Below are 22,451 nucleotides of genomic sequence, written 5' to 3' on the forward strand. Positions count from 1 at the left end.
GGAGACGGTCACCTCATGAGGAAACTCCAAATTCGCGACGTCCATCACATTAGATTGATGGTACGTGCGTCGTGGCACTGATCTTCATCGTTGGAAGATCAAGACGCAGTCAACGCCGCCCGTGGGACGGGCGACGTTGCGGCGGAACGCAGCAGGGACAGCCGCCCGGGCGGCCTTACTCGTACTGGATGGTGAAGGTGGCCTGGCCGTTCGCGACACCCGCACCCACCGTACCGGCCTGGGTCTGCACATAGCGCGCGCGCAGCGGCAGCGCCATGACGCTGGTCCCCGGCGCGGTGGTGCCGACGTTGATGGTCTGGCCGAAGCGCACTTCGCGCTCGGTGGTGCCAACGCGCTGGACCATCTGGATGCCGATGCGGGTGGCGCTGTTGCTGGCTGCGCTGAGCTTCAGCACACCCGGCATGTTCGAGCTGTCCTGGTCGGCATCGAGGCGGATGCCGATCTTGCTCTGGTAGGCGGCAACATTGCTGCCCTGGCAGTTCAGGCGGATCTCGAAATCACGATCGACCGCGCGCGAACCGACACCGGTGAAGGTGGTGTTGGGCACGCTGCCGAAGTCGACAGCGATGTTGCGGCTGCCGGCCTGCACTTCGCAGGTCGGGCTGACCACGGTGGTGCCCGAGCCCTTGAAGGTGGAGGTCAGCACCGGTCGGCCGGCGCCATCACCGTCGAAGTAATACGTGGTGAAGCGACCATTCGGTGCGATCACGCCCGAGCCTGTCTGTGCCGCAGTCTTGATCAGCTGGATGCGGAACGTGCCTCCGACCAGCGAGATGGTGCTGTTGCTGGCGAAGTTGATGGTGTGCGGATAGTAGGTCTGGATCGCGCCGGAGTCGCGGTACAGGCGGATGCCCACGCCCGCCACATCGGTTTCATAGACGTTCGAGAAGCCGGCCACCGGACGCTTCTGCGCGGCGTTGACGTACTCGCCGATGGAACGGCCACCGGACCAGTCGCAGCGTGCCACGCTGTTCTGCTGGTTGATCGGTTCGCTGATCTCCTTGATCACGCCACCGACCGGCGTGCTGGGCAGGATCACGATCTGGCCCATGTCCATGGTCACGTCCTGCGCGGTGAACCAGCTGGACTGGATGCGGCACGACGCGCTGGCCTGCTGTGCCAGCAGTGCGCCACCCAGCAGTACAAGGGCCGTCAGCGCCTTGCGGCCACGGGAAGAAATCATCGGCATGCTGCCTCCAGCGGAATGAAGCCGGTCTTGGACGCATCGGCGCCCGCCGGAACCTGGTAATCGATGGTGCAGCGCTGGTTGGCACCGGCGCCCCACTCCACCAGCAGGCGGCCCTGGTTCTTTTCACTGCGCACGTACAGGCGGCCGCCCTGGCTGACCATGCCGACCGGCTGGCCCTGCTCATCCTTGACCTGTGCACCGAACGGCATGCTGCGGCCATCCGGGTTGCGTACCTGGATCAGCAACGCGTTGCCCTTGCGGGTATCGAAGCGCAGGTAGCTGATGGCACCGGCGAACGGTGCGATCGACTGGCTGGTGCTTTCCAGCTCGACGTCGTGGGCCATGCCCTGCGGATCGAGGGTGACGGTGTTGAGGCGGTACGGCGACACGTACGGCACCACGGCGTAGCCGCGGCCATCGACGCGCAGGCCCGGGGCGTTGCTGACGATCGCATCGCGCGCGCCCGGTGCCTCGACCAGCACCATGGTGTCGCCACGCTGCGGGGTGAAAGTGAAGCCGCCCGGATGCACCACCACGCTGCCGTTGGCACCGACGGAGGCCTGGCGGAAATCACGCGAGTGGCTGTAGGTGGCATTCAACGCGGAGTAGCGGCTGCGGTATTCGGCATTGCCGACCGCCGTGGTGCCACCCTCGCGGGAATCGGACAGGGCCACGCCGTAGCTGAAGTTGTTTTCGACGCCGGCCGAACCGGTGATGCCGACGCGGCTGTTGTCGTAGCCACCGCGGTCGCGCACGCCCAGATCGGCACTGAACGACACCGGGTGGGTACCACGGCCCAGCGGCACGCTCATCGACAGCAGGTACTGGGTGTCGGAACGGCCGAGCACGCCTTCTTCGGTGCGCAGCGCCGAGAAGCCGTAGTTCACCGAACGCCAGGCGTTGTTGTAGCCCACCTGGTACTGCTTGGAGGTGCCGGAGCGGTCATAGAAGTCACGCACCGAACCGGTCACGTACAGCGCACCGCCACGACGGCCCAGCGGCTGGTTCAAGGTCACCTGGAACTGGCTGCGCTGGCGACCACGGGTGGTCGGATCGATGCCGCGCTTGTCCGAGTCACGGCCATACAGCGCGTCCTGCAGGCTGTAGAAACCTTCGGTCGAGTAACGGTAGGCGGCCAGGGTCAGGTTGGTGCCGGTCTCACCGATCATGTTGCTGTAGCTCAAGCGCACGCTGGCGCCGGTGTGGCTGCCGTAGTGGTCGAACGAGGTGCGTGCATGGGTGACGTCTGCCGCGAAGGCACCGACCCGCGTGGACAGGCCGACACCGTACAGCAGCGACAGGTAGCCATCGCTCAGCGCGCTGCCGCCGTACAGGGTCAGCTGGTTGCCGATGCCGCGCTGGTAGGTGCCCTGCACCAGCCAGGGTTCGTCGGCCAGCAGCTTGTTGCGCACTTGGCCGGCGGTCAGCGAGTAACGCGACACGCCTTCGCGCAGCATCTGCGGCACCGAGCCGAACGGCACCTTGAATTCGCGGCGGCGGCCATCGGCCTCGATCACGCTCACTTCCAGGTCTCCGCCGTAGCCGGTCGGGTACAGGTCATCGATGACGAAGTTGCCCGGCGAAACGGTGGAGGAGTAGATCAGCTGCTGGTTCTGGCGCACTTCGATGCGTGCGTTGGTCTCGGCGATGCCGCGCACCACCGGCGCGTAACCGCGCAGCGAATCGGGCAGCATGCGATCGTCGCTGGCCAGGCTGGCACCGCGGTAGCCGATCGAGTCGAACAGCTCGCCGGTGGTGTAGGCCTCACCGATGGTGAGCATGCCGCGCACCTGCGGGATGCCGCGCTGTGCGTAGGTGGCGATGCTCTGCCAATGGCGGCCGTCACCCTCGGACCAGGTCAGGTTGGAGTCGTGGCGGAACTGCCAGCCACCCAGGTTCAGGCCGGCATTGAGGCCGAGATAGGCACTGCGGTTGCGCTGGCCACCTTCGACACGGCTGTTGCTGTCGATGGCATTGAAGCTGTAGCCGACGAAACCGGCATTGATGCCGCGGTCCCACAGCGCCGGGTTGACGTAGCCGCGTGCCTCACGGCGCAGGAACACCTGCGGGATGCTGAGGTCGTAGCGCAGGTTGCCGCTGTCGTAGACACCATAGGCGTTGGCCATGCGCTGCTGCACCGGCACGCAGCTGGTCGTGTCGGTCGGCAGCGTCGGGTCCTGCTGCAGCAGCACGGCCTCGCTGTCCACGCCCATTTCTTCCAGCATCGGCAGCGGCAGGCAGGCGCCGACACGGCCCTGTGCATCGGCCTTGAACTGCAGGTCACGACGGCCCTGCCAGGCACCGTTGACGTAGACATCGACACGGTAACTGCCGGCCACCATCGGGTTGCCGTTGCTGAAGGCAGCCAGGTCGACCTGCTTGGCCTGGCCGGACAGGAAGCTCGAATTGAACTGGGCCGATTCCGGTGCACGCGCGTTGGCCGCACCACTCTGCGCCATCAGCGCCTGTTCGCCGAGATTGGCCGGTGCAGCCAGCGCCCATCCTGGGCAGGCCGCGCCAACAACCAGCAGGCAAAGCGCCTGATGGATCGACAATGTCAATCTGTTTCCGATCACACTGACATTCCTTCAATTCGCCGCACGGCGGCGGTGGCGGGATGCGCAGGCCCTTGGCCGGCGCGGCGCGTTCAGCTCCCGGTGCTGTCGAGGCGGACGGTGTGCTCGACCCGGCCGCCGTAATCGTTGATGGTGATGAAGCGCACCTGGTTGGTGCCCGCCGGCGCGGCGAACTCCAGGCTCTGCTTCGGCGCGACCATCGCGCCCTTGTCCTCGACGGCCTTTTCGCCGCTGCCGGTCACGGCATGCACTTCGGCCAGAGTGACGTGGAAGGGGCTCGGGTTTTCCACCCGCAGGCGGTCGCCATTGCGGGTCCAGCGCAGCGCTGCCGGTGCGTCGTTGGCGACGCCCTTCAGGCCCTGCGGCCGGTAGAAAAGCTTCAGGCGCGAACGGAACGCAACCTGCAGGTAATTCTGGTCACCACTGTCGGCGTTGTCCGGCGACGGCGGTACGTCCAGCACATTGAGCCAGAACACCGTCTCGTGATCGGTCGGCAGCTGCGCGCCGGAGAAGATCAGGCGCAGCGCCTGGCTGCGGCCCGGCTCGACGCGCGCGATCGGCGGCGTCAGCACGAACGGAGCATCGCTGGTATCGGCGGTCTGGTTGGCGTCGCCACTGTCGATCCAGGCCTGGACCAGTGCGGGCGAGTCGCCCACGTTGTCGACCTGCACGGTGACTTCGCGTGCCTGTGCCGGGTAGATCACCCGCGTGCCATTGACCACCACGCCGGCCAGTGCGTTCTGGCAGAGGGGCAGCGTGAACGCTGCCAGCAGCAGCGCCCGGGGAAAGAGTGCTTTCATCGGAAGTACTACGCTCGAGGGGTGTGGCCAAGGGCCGCGGAGCACTGGCCGGCGCGTACGCCGGCCAATGCGGGTACGGCTACGATCAGTTGTAGATGATCGTGTACTTGACGCTGCTGGTGACGTCGCCCGGGGTGGCGGCGGCAGTGGCGTAGTACTCAGCGTAGTAGTTCAGGTCGGCCGAGCCGTCGGTGCCGACGGTGACCCACTGCGAGTTGGTCTGGGCCAGGCCAGCGCCAGCCGCCTTGATCGGCAGGAACTGGTTGTTCGAGCCCAGCAGCTGCAGCTGCACGTTGGTGGCAGCGTTGGCCGAGGCCTGGTTGACCAGGCGGCCGCTGTTGAAGTCGACGGTCGAACCCGGCTCGAAGTAGGTGGCGACGTTGCCGGCGCTGCACTTGGTCAGGTTGATGGCGAACGGGGTACGGCCCGCAACGGCACCGGCGGTAGCCAGAGTGTTCTTCGACACGGTCGGCAGGGTCACGGCGAAGTCCTTGCCGCCCGGGGTCGAGATGGTGCAGGTCTTGTCGGTCACCTTGCCATTGAAGGTGATGGTGCCGTCGGCGGCGTTAGCGGCCAGCGGAGCGGCGGCCAGCATCAGAGCGGCAATGAGGTTGATCTTGTGCATTCGCTTTTACCTAACCCTACTGAAGAGATGAGAAGTAGAGGAGGAAGCAAGGAGCACTGCCGGGCTAACAAGACCCATCCTTGCGTCTCACCTGTGGCCGGACTCGGACATACCTTCCCCTGAATCCGTGACGCAAGTATATGCATAAATGTGATGAAAGTCTCATTATTTTTCTGAACGCCAATTCATTGACGCTCTAAATGTGACGTGATAGGCGGAATCTGCGCCTGGGAGGCGTGAAAGATTTGACGACGGGGCCGCCAGGTCGCGGCCGACCGTGGATGACGCGTTGAGAGGCGCGTTCGGCAGGCGCGGAAACAGGCCTTTTTCAGCCGGAAATCGCCTTATTTGATGCGCATCACTCTTTCTTGGTGATGGCCCTAGCAGATTCGGATTTGTCCTATTAAAGGCGGATCGAACCTGTCGCTAACTAGGACACACCGAACCAGAGAACGTGTCATGAGGAATTCCATTCTGCTGTGTGTGGCCCTGATGTCCGTCAGTGCGCTGGCCCAGGCCAGCAGCGGCAGCATCCGTTTCAGCGGCCGCATCGCCGAGCCGGGCTGCACGACGAACCTGTCCCAGGGTGAGCTGAGCCTGGCGGCCTGCCCGCCGTCGGCCAAGGGCTCGACGGTGGAAGTGACGGCACTGGCCGATGGCCAGGCCGCGACGCTGCGCGATAGCAAGCGCCAGGGCCAGAAGCTGTCGGTGTCGGCCAGCGCGATGCGCGCCGGCGATATCGCCTTCTCCGAGCGTTACAGCGTGCAGGCTTCGAAGCAGCAGCCGCTGCAGGGCGCCTACCTGGTGGTGGTCGACTACCTGTAAGCCGACGTATTTACGCCGGCGGCAGCTCGAAGACCTGGCGCAGGTAGGCCAGGTAACCCGGGTCGTCGCACATGCTCTTGCCCGGCGAATCGCTGAGCTTGGCCACCGGCTGGCCGTTGCAGCGGACCATCTTGATGACGATGTTGAGCGGTGTCGGGCCCAGGTCATTGGTCAGGTGGGTGCCGACACCGAACGCGACCTGGCAGCGACCGCGGAAGTAGTCGTACAGGCGCATGACCTTGGCGATGTCGAGCCCATCGCTGAACACCAGCACCTTGCTGCGCGGATCGACCCGGCGCTGCTGGAAGTGCGCCAGCATGCGGTCACCCCAGTCGAACGGATCGCCTGAGTCATGGCGCACACCGTCGAACAGCTTGCAGAAATACATGTCGAAGTCGCGCAGGAACGCGTCCAGGCCGACCACATCGGACAACGCGATGCCGAGGTCGCCGCGGTACTCGCGCGCCCAGGATTCCAGTGCCGCCACCTGCGAATCACGCAGGCGCGGGCCGAGCGCCTGGAACGCCTGCAGGTACTCGTGGGCCATGGTGCCGTGCGGGGTCATGCCGTACAGGCGCGCGAAGTGGACGTTGCTGGTGCCGACCAGCTGCGGGCCGAGCGCGTCGCGCAGCAGCGGCAGCAGCCGGGCATGCCAGTCACGCGAGTAGCGGCGACGGCTGCCATAGTCGGCGATGCGGCATTGTTCGAAGCCGGGGGTATCGCGCAGCAGCGCGGCCTTGGCCTGCAGGCGGCGCTCGCCTTCGGCGAAGTCGGCCGTGGTGGTGTTGCGGAACCAGACTTCGTTGATGATCGCCAGCAGCGGCACTTCAAACAGGATGGTGTGCAGCCACGGGCCGGTAATGTCCAGTTCGATCTCGCCGGGCACGGCCGTCGACGCGCGCAGCTGGATGTACTTGCGGTCGAGGTGGAACAGGCCGAGGAAATCGGCGAAATCCGGCTTCACGAAGCGCAGGCCACGCATGTAGTCCAGCTCCGCGTCGCTGAAGCGCAGGCTGCACAGGTGGTCGATTTCTTCGTCGATCTGGTCGATGTAGCGGGCCAGGTCAATGCCGGGCGTACGGCACTTGAACCGGTACTGCACCTGGGCGCCGGGGTGCTGGTGCAGCACCGCCTGCATCATGGTGAACTTGTACAGGTCGGTGTCGAGCAGGGACTGGATGATAGGCATGGAGCGGATTATGCGCCCGGCAGGGTGAACCGGGGTGCCTGCGGCCACGCTCGGCTCACGGGGAACAGCATTGGTAGATCCACGCCATGCGTGGATGCTCCTGCGGCGCTACAGCGACCTGCGCAGCAGCCTCGGCACCAGCATCAGCGCATGCGCCCAGATCGCGGCCCACACCGCAACGCGTACCGGCAGCGACCGCTGCTTCGCCTCGAACTTCTGGAAGTAGCGCCACAAGCCCTTGTGCTTGTGCCATTCCACGAAGAATGGCCGCGAGCGGCTGGAGACGCCGCGCACATGGGTAACCTGCAGGTCGTTGGCGATCGCCACCACCGCGCCGGCCTCGCGTGCGCGGCGGCACAGGTCCAGGTCCTCGGCATGCAGGCGGTAACCCGCATCCCAGCCACCGATGCGCTCGAACAGGGTACGCGGCATCATCAGCAGCGCACCGGACAACGCCGGCACCGGCTGCACGGCCTGGTGCGGATCGCGCGGAACCGCCAGCTTCGAACCCTTGCCCGGCGAGCGCAGCATCAGCAGGAAATCCGGATCGCGACGGCGCACCGCTTCATCGGCGTGGCCGTGCTCGTCCACCTGCTCCACGCCCAGCAGGCAATCGCCCAGCGCCTCACCACGGCTGCGCAGTTCGGTCAGGGTGTCCGGCTCAATCATCAGGTCCGGGTTGATGAAGGCCAGCCAGGGGCTGTGCGAGTCGGTCACGCCCTGGTTGTTGGCGGCGGCAAAGCCGGGATTGTCCGGATTGCCGACGAAGCGCACGCGCGGGTCATGGCTGGCGTGCCGCTGCACGATGTCCAGCGTGCCATCCAGCGAACCATTGTCGATCACCCGGATCTCGGCGATGTCCTGCGCCTGGCGCAGGCGCGACAGGCAGGCATCGATGGTGCTGCCACTCTGGTAGGTGACGACGATGGCGGCAATGGCTGCATTCAAACGGGAGGCTCCGGCGCGGGCGGGACGAACAGGTCGCCCTGTTCCTTCGGCATTATCGCCTGCCGCATGCGCTGCTGCAGGTCGGCACGCAGACCGTGCAGTGGATCGTGCATCAGGAAATCGGCCAGCCGCGGCACCCAGGCCGGCCAGCGCGCGGCCAGGGCCTCCAGATCGCCATCGCGGCTGACCGCCTCTCCTGCCCGGCCGACGAACGCGGTCTCGCACAACACGTTGCGCCACCCCAGGCCCGCCATGCGCAGGCTCAGGTCGACCAGCGCGGCATTCCAGCCGGCATAGCTGTCCACGTCCAGGCCACCGGCACGGCGGCGCGCGTTGCCACGTACCAGCACCGCGTGGGTGACCGCCGATGGCAGCTCCGGGTGCAGCGTCGGCAATGTAGCGCAGGTATGCGCCAGCAAGGCCGGGTCATGGGGTTCGGGATTGATCTCGCCCAGCCGTGGCCACGCCGCGGTCTCGCCGGCATTGCACCAGGGGGTCGCGGTGGCAATGGCGGCATCGCGGGCGAATGCATCCTGCAACTGCTGCAACCAACCGGGCGACGGCACGCTGTCCGGCGCCAGCACGGCCACGTCCAGGCCATCGCAGGCGCGCAGCATCTCGTCCAGATGGGCAACCTCGCCCAGTGGGCGCGCGCGCCGGGTGTACTCGGCCTGCAGCGGCGTATGCGCCAACCAGTGCTCGACCACGGCCTGCGCACGCGGCCCTGCCTGCGCGTCATCGGCCAGCCAGACCGCGGTGCCCGGCGCGGTGCCGGCATCCAGTGCGGCCAGGCAGCGGTCGAGCGCGGCATCGTCCACGCACAGCGGCAACAACACGATCGCCCCCATCCCGCCTCCGTGGTTGTCGGTGGCCACAGCGTAGCACCGGGAGGGTATCGGCCGGGTTGCACCCGGCACCCGCGGTAGTGCCGGCCGCTGGCCGGCAGCAGCCGAAGCAGAAGCTGGGTTCCTGCGGGATGGCGGGGTGGGTCCGGTCGCGGGGGGGGGCCGCGGCATCCATGCCGCGGCCCCCCCCCCGCCGCCGGACCCACCCCCCCTTCGACAGATTTCTGCGATCTGTTGGACGTGCTGATGGGGGTGAGATCCGTTTTCCAGCGGAAAACGGATCTGACCCCATTTCCTGATTTCGAAATCTGACAGACAGTCATCCACGCATGGCGTGGATCTACCGTGTCGACCAAGGTCGACACCTGCCAACAGCCGCGGGAATCTGTCAGAGGTGGGGCGGGGTGGGTGGGCAGGACCGTTGGCGCCATGGATGGCGCCATCGAGCCCCCAGCGGTGAGGGCGCTTTGCTTGCGAAGCACTGCTTCGCAAGCGCCCGAACGCCCAGCCGCCAGCGGCTGGGCCGGTCTGGGGGTTTACGGCGTGTCCTGCCCACCCACACCGCCCCGCCATCCCACGGAATGCCCGCTGTTGCTGTGGCTTTGGCTGTTGCCGCTGCTGTTGCCGGCCAGCGGCCGGCACTACCGCGGGTGCCGGGCGCCGCCCGGCCGTAAACCCCTTACTTCTTCGCGCGCGGCTGGTTCAGCGGCTCCATCGCGCGGAAGCGCTTGCTGTACTCATCGGTCAGGTTGCGCGATTCCTGGTTGTTGCGGACGATGGTCGGGGTCAGCAGCACGATCACCTCCGAACGACGGCTGGTGCGGGTCTTCTGCCCGAACAACGCACCGACCACCGGGATCCTGCTCAGGCCCGGAATGCCGCTGCTGCCATCGGTGGCCGAGTCGGTGATCAGGCCCGCCAGCATGATGGTGTCGCCGCTCTGTACCGCCGCTTCGGTGGACAGCTTCTTGGTCGAGATGCGCGGGTTGCAGTTGCGCTCGTTCGGGTTGCAGGCGTCCGGCACGTCGGAGGCGCTGCTGACCTCCTGCACGATATCCAGGAACACAGTGCCATCGCGGGTCACGCGCGGGCGTACCTTGAGGATCACGCCCGTGTCGATGTACTGCACCGAGCTGTAGGTGCTGGTGCCCACGCCGGTATTCACCGTGGTGGTGTTGATCGGCACCTTGTCGCCAACGTTGAGCGTGGCCTCGGCGTTGTTGCGCACGAACACCGACGGTGTCTGCAGCAGGCGCAGGTCGGTGACCTTGTCCAGCGCGCTGACCACGGCGGCCGCGTTGTGGCCGGTGAACGCCCAGCCCACGCCGTCGTTGCCGGTGACACCGCCGGCGAAGGTATTCCACGAACCGCCCGCTGCCGGCGGCAGGGTCAGGCCTGCCAGTGCGCCGGTCAGCGCGCGACCAGCCACGGCGTTGTCGAAGAACCAGTTCACGCCATACTTCAGGTCACCGGTCAGCGCGACTTCGGCCACCTGTGCCTCGATGTGCACCTGCAGCGGCATCACGTCCAGCTTCTCGATCACCTCGCGGATCGAGCGCCAGGCCTGCGGCGTCGAGCGAACCAGCAGGGTGTTGGTCTCCTCCACCGCCGACACGCCGACGCGGTCGCCCTCCACTTCCAGGCTGACACTGACGTTGCCGGGCTGGCGCTGCGGCAGGTTCAGGCTGCCGTTGCTGCTGCTACTGCCACTGCTCCCGCCCAGCGTCGAGCCGAGGGTGCTGCTGTTGTTGTCCATGCCACGATCGCCGTCACCGCCCAGCTGCGACGGGATGGCGCCCGGTGCCAGCGAGGCCGGGCCGGAGCCGCCGCGGTTGCCACTGCTGGCGAAGGCCTCGCTGAGGCGCTCGGCCAGGTCGCGTGCCTTGATGTAGCGCAGCTCGTAGGAGAACAGGCGGGCGCTGCCACCTGCGGTGTCGATGCGATCCAGCCACTGCTGGATCTGGTCCAGGTAACGTACCTGCGGCGTGATCACCAGCACGGCGTTGGCGTTCTCCAGCGGCAGGAAACGGAACATGCCAGCACTGGGCGTCTTGCTCTCTTCGCCGAATACCTTTTCCAGGTCGGCCGCGACCTGCTCAGCCTTGCCCGACTGGATCGGGAACACGCCCACCGACATGCCCGACAACCAGTCGACGTCGAAGATCTCGACGGTGCGCAGGTAGTTTTCCAGTTCTGCGCGCGTACCACCGAGGGTGATCACGTTGCGGCCGCTGTCCACATTGACGATGGCGTTGGGACGCGCATACGGCTCCAGCACCTTCTTCATCTCGGTGGCGGAGATGAACTGCAGCGGGACCACGCGGACCTCGAAGCCGCGTGCGCTGGCCGCCGGCGCGGTGCTCGGCGCGACCGTGCCGGCCAGCGCCTGGTCGGCGGCGACGATGTTGTAGCGGCCGCCGCTGTAGACCATGCGCGCGTTGTTCCAGCCCAGCACCATCTCCAGCAGGTTCAGCGCCTGCGCCGGCGAGACCGGCTTGGGCGTGGCCAGGGTCACCGTGCCCTGCACGCCCGGTGCGATCACGTAGTTCTGGCCAAGCATGTCGCCAAGGATGGCCTTGACCACCGCATGCAGCGATTCGCCTTCAAAGTTGAAGGTGGCCTCGCCGGTGCTGGCGCCATGCAGCGCCGGGGCCGGTGCGCGCGCGGCCTCACGGTTGATCATGGTGCCGGTGCCGCGACGGATCACCGCCTGCGGTGCGCCCTGGCTCTCGCGGGCGGCATCGGCGGCGACGTCGGCCACTTGGCCGGCAGCGGCGCTGGGCGACAGGTTGCCGTTGCGCTGCACGTGCGGCGCGGACACCGTACTGCAGCCGACCAGCAGCGCGAGGGCAAAGGACCAGGGAAGAAAACGCAGGTTCATGCATTCACTCTATCGGTTGGTGCCATCGCCCGGGGGCGGCGACGGTTGTTGCTGCTGTTGCTGCAGCTGGCGGCGGCGGGCCTGGATGCGTTCGCGGATGGCCTGCATCTGCGCTTCGCTGGGACCGTTGTTGTTGGCCGGTGGTGTTTTTGCAGCTGACGCCGCAGGTGTGGGGGCATTGCCGGCGGGCGGCGTCGGTGGGGTTGCCGCGACCGGGGACGGCGCCGGCGGAGCGCCCGCCGAGGGCGGCACGACGATCGCGCCTGCAGGCGGTGCACCATTTGCTCCGCGCAGTACCGTCGGCGGCTCACCGCCCTGGCCGTTGAACACCGCCAGTTCGAGGACCTGGTTGCCACCGGGGCCGATCACCGTGGCTTGGCGCGGCTGCAGCGCCACCAGCTGCCAGCCATCCACGGCTTCGCCGTTCAGGCGCAGGCGCAGCGAGCGGTTCTGTTCGGTGGTGAACGTGGCCATGCCGAAATCCCCGGTCAGCAGCACACCGGTCAGGCGCAACGCGGCGCTGGCCGCCGGTTCGCTGCCCCCCAGCAGATAGGGCCGCGGTCTGCGGTCTTCGGCGAACAGCGGGCGCTCACCGATCGCGCTGTAGCTGTCGGCGCTGGCCATGCGCTCGGCCGCCAGCGGCGGCAACGATGGCAGCGATGGCGCGGCGTCGGCATCACCGTCGGCGCCCGGCAGCTGGCTGCCCAGCCCGAACACGGTTGACAGCCAGACCGCCGCCGCCCAGCCGGCCAGTGCCAGCAGGAAGCCGGTACGCAGGCTGATCTGCTCAAGCTTCATCGGCCACCTCCGGCCCTTCGGACGGGGGCGCCGGCTGGGGCGCAGGCGTGGCCTCGGCCGGCGACGTGGACGGTGCCGCAGCGGGTGCCGGTACCGTGCCGTCGGCGGCGGCGCCTGGCAGCAGATAGCCGGCCAGCTCGAAGGACACATCCAGGCCCAGCCCGGATTCGTTCGGCGATTGCTGGAAGCGCTGCGCGATCAGATTGAGGTTGTCGACGAACAGGCGGGGGCTGCCGGTTTCGAGGCTGTGCAGCACGGTGGCCAGTTCGGCCACGCCGCAGCGCAGGCGCACCTGCATGGCGACGCGCACGAACTCGGCATCGCGCCGGTTGTCGGTCAGCGGCGTGCGGTTGCTGATGGTGCAGCTGCGGTTGCCCGGGCTGGCCATCGCCACCGCATCCTGCAGCCGGGCGCCCAATGCAGCGGCGGCAGCTTCGGCAGTGGCTTCGCGCAGGAAGCCTGGCCGCTGCTGCAGTGCCTCGCGGGTAGCGCGAAGGCGCTGTTCGATCTGCGGCTGCTGCTGCAGCTGCGCCTGCACGCGCGACTCGCGTTCGCGCAGGGCGGCGACATCGGCATCGATCGCACGCAGCGGCTGGGTGAACCAGGGGTGCACCAGCAGCAGATAAGCCAGGCCCAGCACTGCCAGCAGCAGTGCCAGCGCCAACCAGCGATCACGGCGTGCGCTTGGCATCGGCATCGGCCGCCTCCGGGGTCGGTGCTGCGGCCGGCAACGGCTGCAGTTCGGCGGTCATGGTGAAGCGGTCGCGGCCACTGGCCGCGCCATCGGCCTGCAGCACCCCGGTCAGGTTGACCTTGCGCCACTGCGGTGCGTCCTGCAGCAGCTGCACCAGCTGCGATGCTTCGCGGCTCAGGCCGATCAGCTGCAGGTTGTTGTTCTCGATCGCCAGCTTTTCCAGGTAGGTGCCTTCCGGCAGGCGCCGGGTCAGTTCGTTCCAGATCTCCACCGTACCGGCGCGCTGGCTGCGCTGCTTCTCCAGGAATGCGGCGCCATCGATCAGCGCCTGCAGCTGTGCGCGTTCGCTGGCCACGCCACGTGCACTGCGCGCGCTGCGCTCGACCTGCGCACGCAGTTCGTCGGCAGCGGCCTGGCGGTTGTCCAACAGCTGCGCCGCGGCCAATACCAGCATCACGACGGCCGCCACTGCCAACAGCAGGTTCCAGCGCCGCATCGGGTCTGGCCGCAATTGGCGCTGCGCGGGCGGCAGCAGGTTCACCTGCAACACGTTGCCCTGCGCATCGATGGCATCGACGCCGGCCAGCGCATCGGCCCATTGGCCCACCCGCGTGCGCCATGCTTCCAGCTGCCGCAGTGGCCACGCCACCAGTTCGACCTGCAACTGCCCTTCGCCGCCCGCGCCGAGTTCACGCACGTCATAGCTGACCTGGGACGCTTCGAACGGGGTCTGCCGGTCGATTTCGAAACCGACCACGGCACGCAGGCGGTCAGCCGCCGCGGCGGGCAGGCGCAGCGTGCGCCGCAGCACATCCGCCGCGGGCAGCAGCCACACCCGGGGCAGGCTGCGCAGGCGCGGCTCGAGTACCCGGTCCAGTTCCACCGGCGACAGCGGCCACGGCAGGCGCGCCACCACTTCGCGGCGTTCACCGGCCTCACGCCAGACCTGCAGCTGGTCGCTCTCAGGCTGCAGCAACAGGCGGGCCTGGCCCCAGCCCAACGCCCATTGCCAGCGCACCGGTACCCAGGCCAGCAGCGACTGCCGCCACCAGCGCAGGAAGCGGCCAGCACCCGGGCCGATCCGGCCCTGCACTTGCCGCAGACTGTCCTGCCACGCCGTCATCTTGCTGTCATTCCCTGCTCCCAGCGAAGCACTGTGTAGGTCCGCCCGGGAACCCCGCCCGAGCCACTGCGTACCACTGCCTGCAACACCGACCTGCGTCCACTGCTGTCGATGGCAGCGGACTCGATACTATAGGTGCCGCTGCTGCTGGCAAGCGTTGTCGTACCACCAGCGGAATCTGCATCACGCTCCTGCTGTGCGCGCTGCGCCATCACCCTGTCCGCATCCAGCCCCAGCGCGGTCAGCACCGGCGCACTGGCGAACTGCGGATCCGGCCGGGCCTGGCGGCTGTACAGGGTCAGGTGCGGCAACATCGCCCGGTACAGCGTGCCGCGCATGCCCAGCACGCGCTGCAGCTCGCCCAGGGTCTCGAAGCGCTTGTTGCGTGGGCCATAGGGCAACCCGGCTGCGGCGTAGTCCTGCGCTTCAGCACCACCGCCCGGCTGCAGCAGGCTGTCCTCGTCACGCCAGTCGATGATGGCCGCCGCCAGCTGCCGGGCCTGGGCATCGTCTTCACCCAGCGCCTTGAGGAAGGCGGCCAGCAGCGCGGCGTCGGCCAGGTTCAGGTTGATCTTGCCGTTCTCGTCCAGCACCTTGATCTCGATGCTGGCGTCGTCGAACTGCCAGCGATAGGTCCGGCCATCGGCACGCCAGGGCGCGCGCTGCGGATCGGCCGACAGGCGCAGCAGGGCATATTCGAGGCCGGCACGCGCACGTTCCTGCCCGCGTGCATCGTCATCCAGCACGCGCTGCTGCAGGTGTTCGACCCGTGCGCTCAGCGCGAATGCGCCGACCAGCGCGGTCATCAACGCGATCAGCCACAGCACCAGCACCAATGCCGCCCCAGCCTGACGCCTCATCGCGCGCCTCCGCTGCCACCGGCGCGCAGCGCCACCACCAGCGGTGGCCACGGCGCTCCACGGGCCGGCACGATCTGGATCTCCACCAGCATCGGCAGGCGGCGGGTGTCGTCCCAGCGCGGCATCCAGTCGGTCACCTGCCCAGTGCTGGCATCGATACCCCGATAGCGCAGCTGCACCGACTTCAGGTTCTCCACCAGCACCTCGGGCGGGCGCGGTGGATTCTCGGCGATGCGCTCGCCTTCCTGCAGCAGCACCAGGTCCAGCAGCAGGCGCTGTTGGCCATCGCGTCCGTCGACCTGCAGCGCGTGCAGGTAGGGGCCGCCACGGCCGAGGTATCCGGGCAGGTCGGCGGCGAACAACATGCGTTGCTCCTCCCCCTGGAAGAAGATCGGTTCGCGGGTGGGGTCCGGAACCTCAAGCGGGGTGCGCAACGCGCCCGCCAGCTGCCTGCGAAGCAAGGACTCGACCGCGCGCATGCGTTCGCTCTCGGCGGCGATCTGCTCGCCACGCTGGCTGACCGCCATCGCCGAGCGCACGCTGGCAAAGGCCAACGCCAGGCCGCCGGCCAGCAGCACGGTGGCCAGCATCACTTCGACCAGGGTGAAACCTGCGGCGCGGCGCCTCACCGCGCATTCTCCAGGTCGGGCGGCAACAGGCGCAGGCTGCGCCAGCGCAGCTGCTCGCGCTCGCTGTCACCCCAACGCACCTGCAATTGCAGCTCTGCCAGCCATGGGGTCCCCGGTGACGTGGCATGCACGACATTGCCAGCGCGTGGTTCCACCCACGGCTGAACCTGCAGTTCCCAGTGATAGCGCCCCTGTTCCCAGTCACCCTGCTGGCTGCCCACCTGCAGCGGTGCGTCGACGCCGGCCTCGGCCAGCAACGACTGTGCATGCAGCACCGCGCGCGTGCGCAGCTCGGCATCGCGCACCTGTTTTGCGCCGCCGGACAGGCTGCCCAGCAGCAGGGTCAACGCCAGGCCCAGCAGGGCGAAGGCGATGATCACTTCCAGCAGGGTGAAGCCACGCGCGCGCCGCTTCATTGCGCCCGCCAGGGGCCGGAGCGGACCTCACCGGTGAGCCAGCCGACGTCGACGCGCCATTCGGCGCCGTCGCGCTGCAACCGGATGCGGCCGCCGCTGGAGCCACCATCGGGATGAAATTCGATCACGCCCTGCCCCGGCGCGGTGGCCAGCTGCGCGGCGCCTTCGAACTGCACCTGCAGCTGTGCGGGCACCTCACCGTGGCGCTGGTTGGCGCCCTCCCAGCGCCGCCGCGCCGGCTCGATGACGAAGCGCTGCGGTTCGCCGCGGGCGATTGCCTGCGCGCGCACCATGCGCAGCTGGTTGGCGATGTCCTTGCCGGCGCTGCGCAGCTGCATGCCGGCGAAACCGCGCGACAGGCCAGCGGCGGTGATCAGGCCGATCGCCGCGATCAGTGCGATCACCAGCAGCATTTCCAGCAGCGACAGTCCCGCCGCGCGCCTGCCGTGCAGGCGCGGGTGGGGCAACCGGCGCGGCAGGAAATACGTCATGCGCGGTTACGGCTGGTAGCGGATGTCAGCGTCGACGCTGCTACCGCCGGCCTTGCCATCCTTGCCCAGGCTGACCAGCTCATACGGCTGGCCTTCGCCCGGTGCGCGGTATTCCAGGGCGTGGCCCCATGGGTCGTTCAGGTCGGCCGGCTTGGCGTACGGGCCGAGCCAGCCGCCAACACCGGCCGGTGCGGTCACCAGGTCATTGAGCGAGCCGGGCAGCTTGCCGGTGTCGATCTGGTAGTTGTCGATCTTGGACGCCACGGTCTGCACCTGCGCCTTGGCGATGTTGGCCTTGCCACGGTCGGCACCGCCCAGTACGCGGCTGGCGACCAGGGTCAGCACCGCGCCGATCAGCACGATGACGATGATGATTTCCAGCAGGCTCATGCCCGACTGGTTGCGCGCGGCGGTGAAGGAAAGGCGGATCGGTCGGCGACGGGCAATCATGGACGGTCCTTTCAGTTGCGGAGTGTCGGGGTTGCAGGGAGTGCCATCGTCAACCGATGGCATTGGTCAGGTCGTACAGCGGCACCAGCACGGCCACGATCACCGCGCCCACCACCGAGGCCAGCACCAGGGTGATCGCCGGCACCATCGCCGCCAGCAGGCGGTCGATGCGCCGGGCACTATCCTGTTCGAAGGTGTCGGCGGCCTTCAGCAGCATGGTATCGAGGGCGCCGGATTCCTCGCCGACCTGGATCATCTGCAGGGCCAGGCGCGGGAAGCGCTTGCCGCGCGACAGTGCCAGCGACAGGCCGGCACCATTTTTCACTTCATCGGCGGCCGCTTCCACATCGGCGGCCAGCGCGCGGTTGCCCAGTACGTTGCGCGCGATGCCCAGTGCGCCCAGCAGGGGCACGCCGTTGCGCAGCAGGGTGCCCAGCGTGCGCGCCAGGCGCGCGGTCTCCAGTTCACCGACGAGACGGCCGATGCCACGGCGCTGCAGCAGCCAGCCATCCAGCGCCAGCCGGAACGCCGGTTGCCGCGCCTTGCGCTCGAAGAACAGCGCCAGCAGCGCCGGCACCACCAGCAGCAGCACCCACCAGTCGCGCACGAACAGGCCCAGCTGCAGCACCGCATTGGTGAACCACGGCAGCGCCACGTCCAGGCTCTCGTACATCTGCGCGAACTGCGGCACCACGTAGCCAAGCAGGAACAGCAGCGCACCGCCCACCACCACCAGCAGGATCGCCGGGTAGACCAGCGCGTTGATGACCTTGCCCTGCAGCGCGCGGCTGCGCTCCAGGTAGTCGGCCAGGCGTTGCAGGGTTTCATGCAGGCTGCCGCCGGCTTCGCCGGCGCGCACCATGTTCACGTAAAGGCGCGAGAACAGCCCATGCTGGCGTTCCAGCGCGGTGGACAGCGGTGCACCGCCGCGCACCACGTCGCGGATGTCGGTGATCGCGCGGCGCGATCGTTCGTCCTCGGGCAACCCCAGCAGGATCGACAGCGCGCGGTCCAGCGGCTGGCCGGCACCGAGCAGGGTCGCCAGCTGCTGGGTGAACTGCAGCAATGCAGCGCCCTGCAACGGGCGCTGCTGCAGCAGGTTGCGCCAGCTGCGGCCGCCGATCGCGCCGGCGTCGGCCAGCTGCGTCTCCATCGGCAGGTGGCCCTGGTCCTGCAGGCGCGCGATCAGCTCGGCCTCGCTGGCCGCTTCCATCTGCCCGTCGAAGACCTCACCGTGCGGATTGAGCGCCTTGTAGCGGTAGTTCGGCATGTCAGCCCCGGCGTCCTGCGCGCATCAGCTTTCCTCGGTCACGCGCAGCACTTCCTCGATGGTGGTCTGTCCGCTCAGCGCCTTGGACAGGCCATCCTCGTACATGGTGCGCATGCCGGCTTCGCGGGCGATGCGCTCGATCTCGCCCATGCCATCGCGACGCATCACCGCACGCCGCAGCGCATCGTTCATCACCAGGAATTCCATGATGGTGGTACGCCCCAGGTAGCCGGTCGGCGCCAGCGCCGAGGGCTTCGGGCGGTAAAGGTGGATCGGTCCCTCCGGCTGCAGGCGGCGCAGCTCGAAGCGTTCGATCTCCTCTGGCGAGGCTGCGTAGCGTTCGGCATGGGTGGGCTCCAGCCGGCGCACCAGGCGCTGGGCCAGGATGCCGTTGATGGTCGAGGTGAGCAGGTAATCCTCCACGCCCATGTCGAGCAGGCGGGTGATGCCACCGGCCGCATTGTTGGTGTGCAGGGTGGACAGCACCAGGTGGCCGGTCAGTGCCGACTGGATGGCGATGCGCGCGGTTTCCAGGTCGCGCATTTCACCGATCATGATGATGTCCGGATCCTGGCGGACGATGCTGCGCAGCGCGTTGGCGAAATCCAGGCCGATCTGCGGCTTGGCCTGGATCTGGTTGATGCCCTCGATCTGGTATTCGACCGGATCTTCCACCGTGATGATCTTGACGTCGGCGGTGTTGAGCTGGCTCAGCGCGGTGTACAGCGTGGTGGTCTTGCCCGAGCCGGTCGGGCCGGTCACCAGCAGGATGCCGTGCGGCTGTTCCAGCACCTTGCGGAACTGCGGCAGGAAGGCGTCGGTGAAGCCGAGCCGGTGGAAATCGAAGACCACCGTTTCGCGGTCCAGCAGGCGCATCACCACGCTTTCGCCATGCGCGGTAGGCACGGTACTCACGCGCAGGTCCAGCTCCTTGCCCTGCACGCGCAGCATGATGCGGCCGTCCTGCGGCAGGCGGCGCTCGGCGATGTTGAGCCGGGCCATGATCTTGATGCGGCTGATCACCGCGGCGGTGAGATTGGCCGGCGGGCTCTCGCCCTCCACCAGCACGCCATCAACCCGGTAGCGGACTTTCAACCGGCTCTCGAACGGTTCGACATGGATATCCGAAGCGCGCAGTTCCACCGCACGCTGGATCACCAGGTTGACCAGACGGATCACCGGCGCTTCCGAAGCGAGGTCGCGCAGGTGCTCGATATCGTCGACCGCGCCGCCCTCGCCATCGGCGGTTTCCACGATCGCGCCCATCGCGCTGCGGCCCTGGCCGAACCAGCGCTCGACCAGGTCATCGATCTCCGCGCGCATGCCCAGCACCGGTGTCACCGGAACCCCCAGCGCCAACTGCACGGCCTGCTGCGGATAGGCATCGTGGGCATCGGCCAGCCACAGACGCACCCCGTGTTCATTCAACTCCAGCGGGCACACATGGAACTGCTTCAGGAAACGCAGCGACAGCGGTAGCCCTTCGGCCAGCGCCTGCGGCGGGGCCTCCGGCACCTGCTTGCCCTCCAGCAGCGGCAGGCCCAGCACCTCGGCGCTGGCCTGTGCCTGGTCGCGTTCAGACACCAGGCCCAGGCGCACCAGCAGGCCCAGCAGGCTGCCGCCGGCCTCGGCGTGCAGCGGCCGCGCGCGCGCCAGGTCTCCTTCCTTGAGCCGGCCGCGTGCCAGCAGCGCATCCAGGATGCGGCCTTCGGCATCGTCGGTAACGGTTGCAGCGAGCGCGTTCACGTGACTCTCCTGTCAATCGGACCGACTTTAGCAGTTAAGCCATGATTTCCGCCGCCCTGCCGCCAGCTTTCGTAAAAAGACGAAGCCCGTCACACAGGATGACGGGCCTCGGCCGTTCAACTACGACACGACAGGTTTACTGCGTGGCGAGGATGCTGACGCCGTTGTAGGCCGCTTCGCCCACCACCTTGATGTAGTAGGTGCCTGCCACCGGCTTGTTCACCCGTACCGTTTCGGACGTGCCGGGACGGGTCGACTTGCCATCGTTGTCGCTGGCGCTCGGCTCGCGTCCCTGGGCGATGTAGACCGACACGTTGCCGGTGCCACCGTAGGTGATCACGCTGAACTGCTTGCCAGCGGCTGCCTCGAAGCTGTACAGGCGGCTGCTGCCGGCCGTACCGTTCAGGCCCCCCACCGCGGCCTTGTTGGTCAGCGGCGTCGCCACCGGCCCGCAGTTCTCGGTGCACGGCTCTTCCAGTGCCTTGGCCAGCGCCGCCTTGGCATCGACGATGCCGGTGCCGATCGGGGTGGCGGTCGGGATGCTGACCGGGAACGGGCGCGCGGTTTCCTTCAGCAGCGCGCGCATCGCGGCGGGGGCCAGCGGATCCTTGCCCTTGGCGATCAGCGCGCTCTGCACCAGTGCAGCGACGGCAGCCACGTGCGGCGAGGCCATCGACGTGCCGCCCATGCCCATGTAGCTGTAGCTGCCCGACTCCGGCGTGGTGGCCGCATCGGAACCGGACTGCCAGACGTAGCCGCCGGGATTGCCATCGACGCTGCCACCACCACCCGGACCGGACAGGTCCACGCGGGTGCCGTAGTTGGAGTAGTAGGTGATGCCGCCGGTGATGCGGGTGGCACCGACGGTCACCACGCCGTCGCAACTGGCCGGACGGTACTTGGAAGCGTTGTCGGTCTCGTTGCCGGCCGCCACGACCACGGTGGTGCCACGCGAGATCGCGCCATTGATCGCATCCTGGTAGGTTCCGTCACAGCTGCCGCTTCCACCCAGGCTCATGTTGATGATCTCGGCCGGGTTGGCATTGGCGGGCACGCCCGCCACGGTGCCGCCGGAGGCCCAGGTGATGGCGTCGGCGATATCGGAGAGGTAGCCACCGCACTTGCCGAGCACGCGGACCGGCAGCACCTTGGCCTTGTGCGCGACACCGGCCATGCCGACGCCGTTGTTGGTCTGCTCGGCCACGGTGCCGGCCACATGGGTACCGTGCCAGGAGCTGTCCTCCGCGACGGAGCCGGTGTAGCACTCGTTGTCGTTCTCGACCCAATCGCCATAGTCCTGCGCGCCCGGCACGCGATCGTTGGTGGCACGGCGTGACGTCTCGGCATCGCTGATGAAGTCGTAGCCTTCCAGCAGGTTGCCGACCAGGTCCGGGTGCTGCGGCAGGATGCCGGTGTCGAGCACGGCCACCACCACGCCCTCGCCCTGCGATACATCCCACGCCGACGGTGCGTTGATGCCACCGGTGGCGTTGTGCAGGTGCCACTGGTACTGCTGGTAGTACGGATCGTTCGGCGCCAGCGCCGGCTGCACGTCACCGGCGCGCAGCTCGGTGCGGCGCAGCTTCACGTCGGCTTCGGCGTACTGCACGGCCGGGTCGGCCTTCAGTTCCTTCAGCACGCGCTGCAGTTCCGCAGGCGCCAGGCGGCCCTGCAGGCGGATCAGGTCGGCACCGACGCCGAGCCTGCGCACGACCTGCGGGCCAAGCGTGCTGGCGCGGGCGGTGCCACCGGACAGGCTGGCGCGGGTCAGCGCGGACTGCACGGCGGACAGCTTGGCCGAACGGTCGCCCGCCGCAGCGGTTCCGGCACGATACTTGACGATGATGCGCTCGGCGCCCGGCTCGGCGCTGCTGGCCTGGCGCACCGGTTCACGGGTCGGCAACCCGGCGGCGTGGACGGCACCCACCGCGGTCATCGACAGCACGGCGGCGGCAAGCACATTGATGCGAAGGTTCTGCTTCTTGATCACGTCGAAATTCCTCTTCTGGGTCATGGATCGAACCAACACTGCGGCCATCATTCCTTGACGACTCCCGGCCGGCCCAGCCGGGATT

General features: G+C 67.9%; 20 protein-coding genes. 1 reads left to right on the forward strand and 19 read right to left on the reverse strand.

The annotated features are described in order from the left end of the window. Positions 1-175 precede the first annotated feature (175 nt). From AC5P7S_RS08280 to AC5P7S_RS08295, 4 genes are all read right to left on the reverse strand, one after another. Positions 176-1,210: a fimbrial protein gene (locus tag AC5P7S_RS08280; protein ID WP_053498090.1), complete on the reverse strand. Its 1,035-nt coding sequence runs from the start codon at positions 1,208-1,210 to the stop codon at positions 176-178. After that, positions 1,201-3,765: a fimbria/pilus outer membrane usher protein gene (locus tag AC5P7S_RS08285; protein WP_095378080.1), complete on the reverse strand. Its 2,565-nt coding sequence runs from the start codon at positions 3,763-3,765 to the stop codon at positions 1,201-1,203. Before AC5P7S_RS08285 ends, AC5P7S_RS08280 begins: the two co-directional genes overlap by 10 nt. Before the next feature lie 92 nt (positions 3,766-3,857). Beyond that, on the reverse strand, positions 3,858-4,586 hold the full coding sequence (locus tag AC5P7S_RS08290) for a fimbrial biogenesis chaperone (protein ID WP_065186240.1): 729 nt from the start codon (positions 4,584-4,586) through the stop codon (positions 3,858-3,860). Between the two features lie 85 nt (positions 4,587-4,671). After that, positions 4,672-5,211, reverse strand: a complete 540-nt coding sequence (locus AC5P7S_RS08295; protein ID WP_005415238.1) for a fimbrial protein — start codon at positions 5,209-5,211, stop codon at positions 4,672-4,674. Positions 5,212-5,670: 459 nt separating this feature from the next. Here AC5P7S_RS08295 and AC5P7S_RS08300 point away from each other — a divergent pair, with 459 nt between their 5' ends. Next, positions 5,671-6,036 (forward strand): DUF397 domain-containing protein, encoded by a 366-nt coding sequence (locus AC5P7S_RS08300; RefSeq protein ID WP_095378081.1) that lies wholly within the window; start codon positions 5,671-5,673, stop codon positions 6,034-6,036. A gap of 10 nt (positions 6,037-6,046) precedes the next feature. Here the strand turns inward: AC5P7S_RS08300 and pncB are convergent, their stop codons facing one another. The 15 genes from pncB to AC5P7S_RS08375 form a co-directional block, all read right to left on the reverse strand. After that, entirely contained in the window at positions 6,047-7,225 is a 1,179-nt protein-coding gene (pncB, locus tag AC5P7S_RS08305; protein ID WP_005415236.1) for a nicotinate phosphoribosyltransferase, read from the reverse strand. Between the two features lie 108 nt (positions 7,226-7,333). Then, positions 7,334-8,173 carry a glycosyltransferase family 2 protein gene (locus AC5P7S_RS08310; protein ID WP_095378082.1) on the reverse strand — a complete coding sequence of 280 codons (840 nt, stop codon included), beginning with the start codon at positions 8,171-8,173 and terminating at the stop codon, positions 7,334-7,336. Then, on the reverse strand, positions 8,170-9,021 hold the full coding sequence (locus AC5P7S_RS08315) for a glycosyltransferase family 2 protein (protein ID WP_065196237.1): 852 nt from the start codon (positions 9,019-9,021) through the stop codon (positions 8,170-8,172). Before AC5P7S_RS08315 ends, AC5P7S_RS08310 begins: the two co-directional genes overlap by 4 nt. Positions 9,022-9,697: 676 nt before the next feature. Continuing rightward, entirely contained in the window at positions 9,698-11,899 is a 2,202-nt protein-coding gene (gspD, locus tag AC5P7S_RS08320) for a type II secretion system secretin GspD (protein ID WP_095378083.1), read from the reverse strand. A gap of 9 nt (positions 11,900-11,908) precedes the next feature. Continuing rightward, positions 11,909-12,697, reverse strand: a complete 789-nt coding sequence (locus tag AC5P7S_RS08325; RefSeq protein WP_095378084.1) for a type II secretion system protein, XpsN-like — start codon at positions 12,695-12,697, stop codon at positions 11,909-11,911. Then, complete coding sequence (gspM, locus tag AC5P7S_RS08330) at positions 12,687-13,394, reverse strand: type II secretion system protein GspM (protein ID WP_065186245.1); 708 nt, start codon at positions 13,392-13,394, stop codon at positions 12,687-12,689. The genes AC5P7S_RS08325 and gspM overlap by 11 nt, the downstream gene beginning before the upstream one ends. After that, positions 13,369-14,514 (reverse strand): PilN domain-containing protein, encoded by a 1,146-nt coding sequence (locus AC5P7S_RS08335; RefSeq protein WP_095378085.1) that lies wholly within the window; start codon positions 14,512-14,514, stop codon positions 13,369-13,371. Before AC5P7S_RS08335 ends, gspM begins: the two co-directional genes overlap by 26 nt. After that, positions 14,511-15,374 carry a type II secretion system minor pseudopilin gene (locus AC5P7S_RS08340; RefSeq protein WP_070489722.1) on the reverse strand — a complete coding sequence of 288 codons (864 nt, stop codon included), beginning with the start codon at positions 15,372-15,374 and terminating at the stop codon, positions 14,511-14,513. Before AC5P7S_RS08340 ends, AC5P7S_RS08335 begins: the two co-directional genes overlap by 4 nt. Next, positions 15,371-16,003, reverse strand: a complete 633-nt coding sequence (locus AC5P7S_RS08345) for a type II secretion system protein J (RefSeq protein WP_053499709.1) — start codon at positions 16,001-16,003, stop codon at positions 15,371-15,373. The genes AC5P7S_RS08340 and AC5P7S_RS08345 overlap by 4 nt, the downstream gene beginning before the upstream one ends. Then, a complete protein-coding gene (gene xpsI / locus AC5P7S_RS08350) occupies positions 16,000-16,419 on the reverse strand; it encodes a type II secretion system protein XpsI (RefSeq protein ID WP_095378086.1) in 420 nt (139 codons plus the stop codon). Before xpsI ends, AC5P7S_RS08345 begins: the two co-directional genes overlap by 4 nt. After that, positions 16,416-16,910 carry a type II secretion system protein XpsH gene (xpsH, locus tag AC5P7S_RS08355; protein WP_005415226.1) on the reverse strand — a complete coding sequence of 165 codons (495 nt, stop codon included), beginning with the start codon at positions 16,908-16,910 and terminating at the stop codon, positions 16,416-16,418. The genes xpsI and xpsH overlap by 4 nt, the downstream gene beginning before the upstream one ends. Before the next feature lie 6 nt (positions 16,911-16,916). Beyond that, on the reverse strand, positions 16,917-17,360 hold the full coding sequence (gene gspG, locus AC5P7S_RS08360) for a type II secretion system major pseudopilin GspG (RefSeq protein ID WP_005415225.1): 444 nt from the start codon (positions 17,358-17,360) through the stop codon (positions 16,917-16,919). Positions 17,361-17,409: 49 nt separating this feature from the next. After that, on the reverse strand, positions 17,410-18,630 hold the full coding sequence (gene xpsF / locus AC5P7S_RS08365) for a type II secretion system protein XpsF (protein ID WP_005415224.1): 1,221 nt from the start codon (positions 18,628-18,630) through the stop codon (positions 17,410-17,412). Positions 18,631-18,654: 24 nt separating this feature from the next. Continuing rightward, the gene (gene gspE, locus AC5P7S_RS08370) at positions 18,655-20,376 is read right to left on the reverse strand and encodes a type II secretion system ATPase GspE (protein ID WP_053499707.1); all 1,722 of its coding nucleotides are present in this window, start codon (positions 20,374-20,376) and stop codon (positions 18,655-18,657) included. Between the two features lie 136 nt (positions 20,377-20,512). After that, positions 20,513-22,366: a S8 family peptidase gene (locus AC5P7S_RS08375; protein ID WP_095378097.1), complete on the reverse strand. Its 1,854-nt coding sequence runs from the start codon at positions 22,364-22,366 to the stop codon at positions 20,513-20,515. Positions 22,367-22,451: the final 85 nt, after the last annotated feature.

Source organism: Stenotrophomonas sp. YJH_SMC_32, from assembly GCF_059369975.1.

Bases quoted from the DNA above. Each gene is read 5' to 3' on its own strand.
- AC5P7S_RS08280 (WP_053498090.1), bottom strand. From the start codon at position 1,210: ATGCCGATGATTTCTTCCCGTGGCCGCAAGGCGCTGACGGCCCTTGTA.
- AC5P7S_RS08290 (WP_065186240.1), bottom strand. From the start codon at position 4,586: ATGAAAGCACTCTTTCCCCGGGCGCTGCTGCTGGCAGCGTTCACGCTG.
- AC5P7S_RS08295 (WP_005415238.1), bottom strand. From the start codon at position 5,211: ATGCACAAGATCAACCTCATTGCCGCTCTGATGCTGGCCGCCGCTCCG.
- AC5P7S_RS08300 (WP_095378081.1), top strand. From the start codon at position 5,671: ATGAGGAATTCCATTCTGCTGTGTGTGGCCCTGATGTCCGTCAGTGCG.
- pncB (WP_005415236.1), bottom strand. From the start codon at position 7,225: ATGCCTATCATCCAGTCCCTGCTCGACACCGACCTGTACAAGTTCACC.
- AC5P7S_RS08315 (WP_065196237.1), bottom strand. From the start codon at position 9,021: ATGGGGGCGATCGTGTTGTTGCCGCTGTGCGTGGACGATGCCGCGCTC.
- gspD (WP_095378083.1), bottom strand. From the start codon at position 11,899: ATGAACCTGCGTTTTCTTCCCTGGTCCTTTGCCCTCGCGCTGCTGGTC.
- AC5P7S_RS08325 (WP_095378084.1), bottom strand. From the start codon at position 12,697: ATGAAGCTTGAGCAGATCAGCCTGCGTACCGGCTTCCTGCTGGCACTG.
- gspM (WP_065186245.1), bottom strand. From the start codon at position 13,394: ATGCCGATGCCAAGCGCACGCCGTGATCGCTGGTTGGCGCTGGCACTG.
- AC5P7S_RS08335 (WP_095378085.1), bottom strand. From the start codon at position 14,514: ATGACGGCGTGGCAGGACAGTCTGCGGCAAGTGCAGGGCCGGATCGGC.
- AC5P7S_RS08340 (WP_070489722.1), bottom strand. From the start codon at position 15,374: ATGAGGCGTCAGGCTGGGGCGGCATTGGTGCTGGTGCTGTGGCTGATC.
- xpsI (WP_095378086.1), bottom strand. From the start codon at position 16,419: ATGAAGCGGCGCGCGCGTGGCTTCACCCTGCTGGAAGTGATCATCGCC.
- xpsH (WP_005415226.1), bottom strand. From the start codon at position 16,910: ATGACGTATTTCCTGCCGCGCCGGTTGCCCCACCCGCGCCTGCACGGC.
- gspG (WP_005415225.1), bottom strand. From the start codon at position 17,360: ATGATTGCCCGTCGCCGACCGATCCGCCTTTCCTTCACCGCCGCGCGC.
- xpsF (WP_005415224.1), bottom strand. From the start codon at position 18,630: ATGCCGAACTACCGCTACAAGGCGCTCAATCCGCACGGTGAGGTCTTC.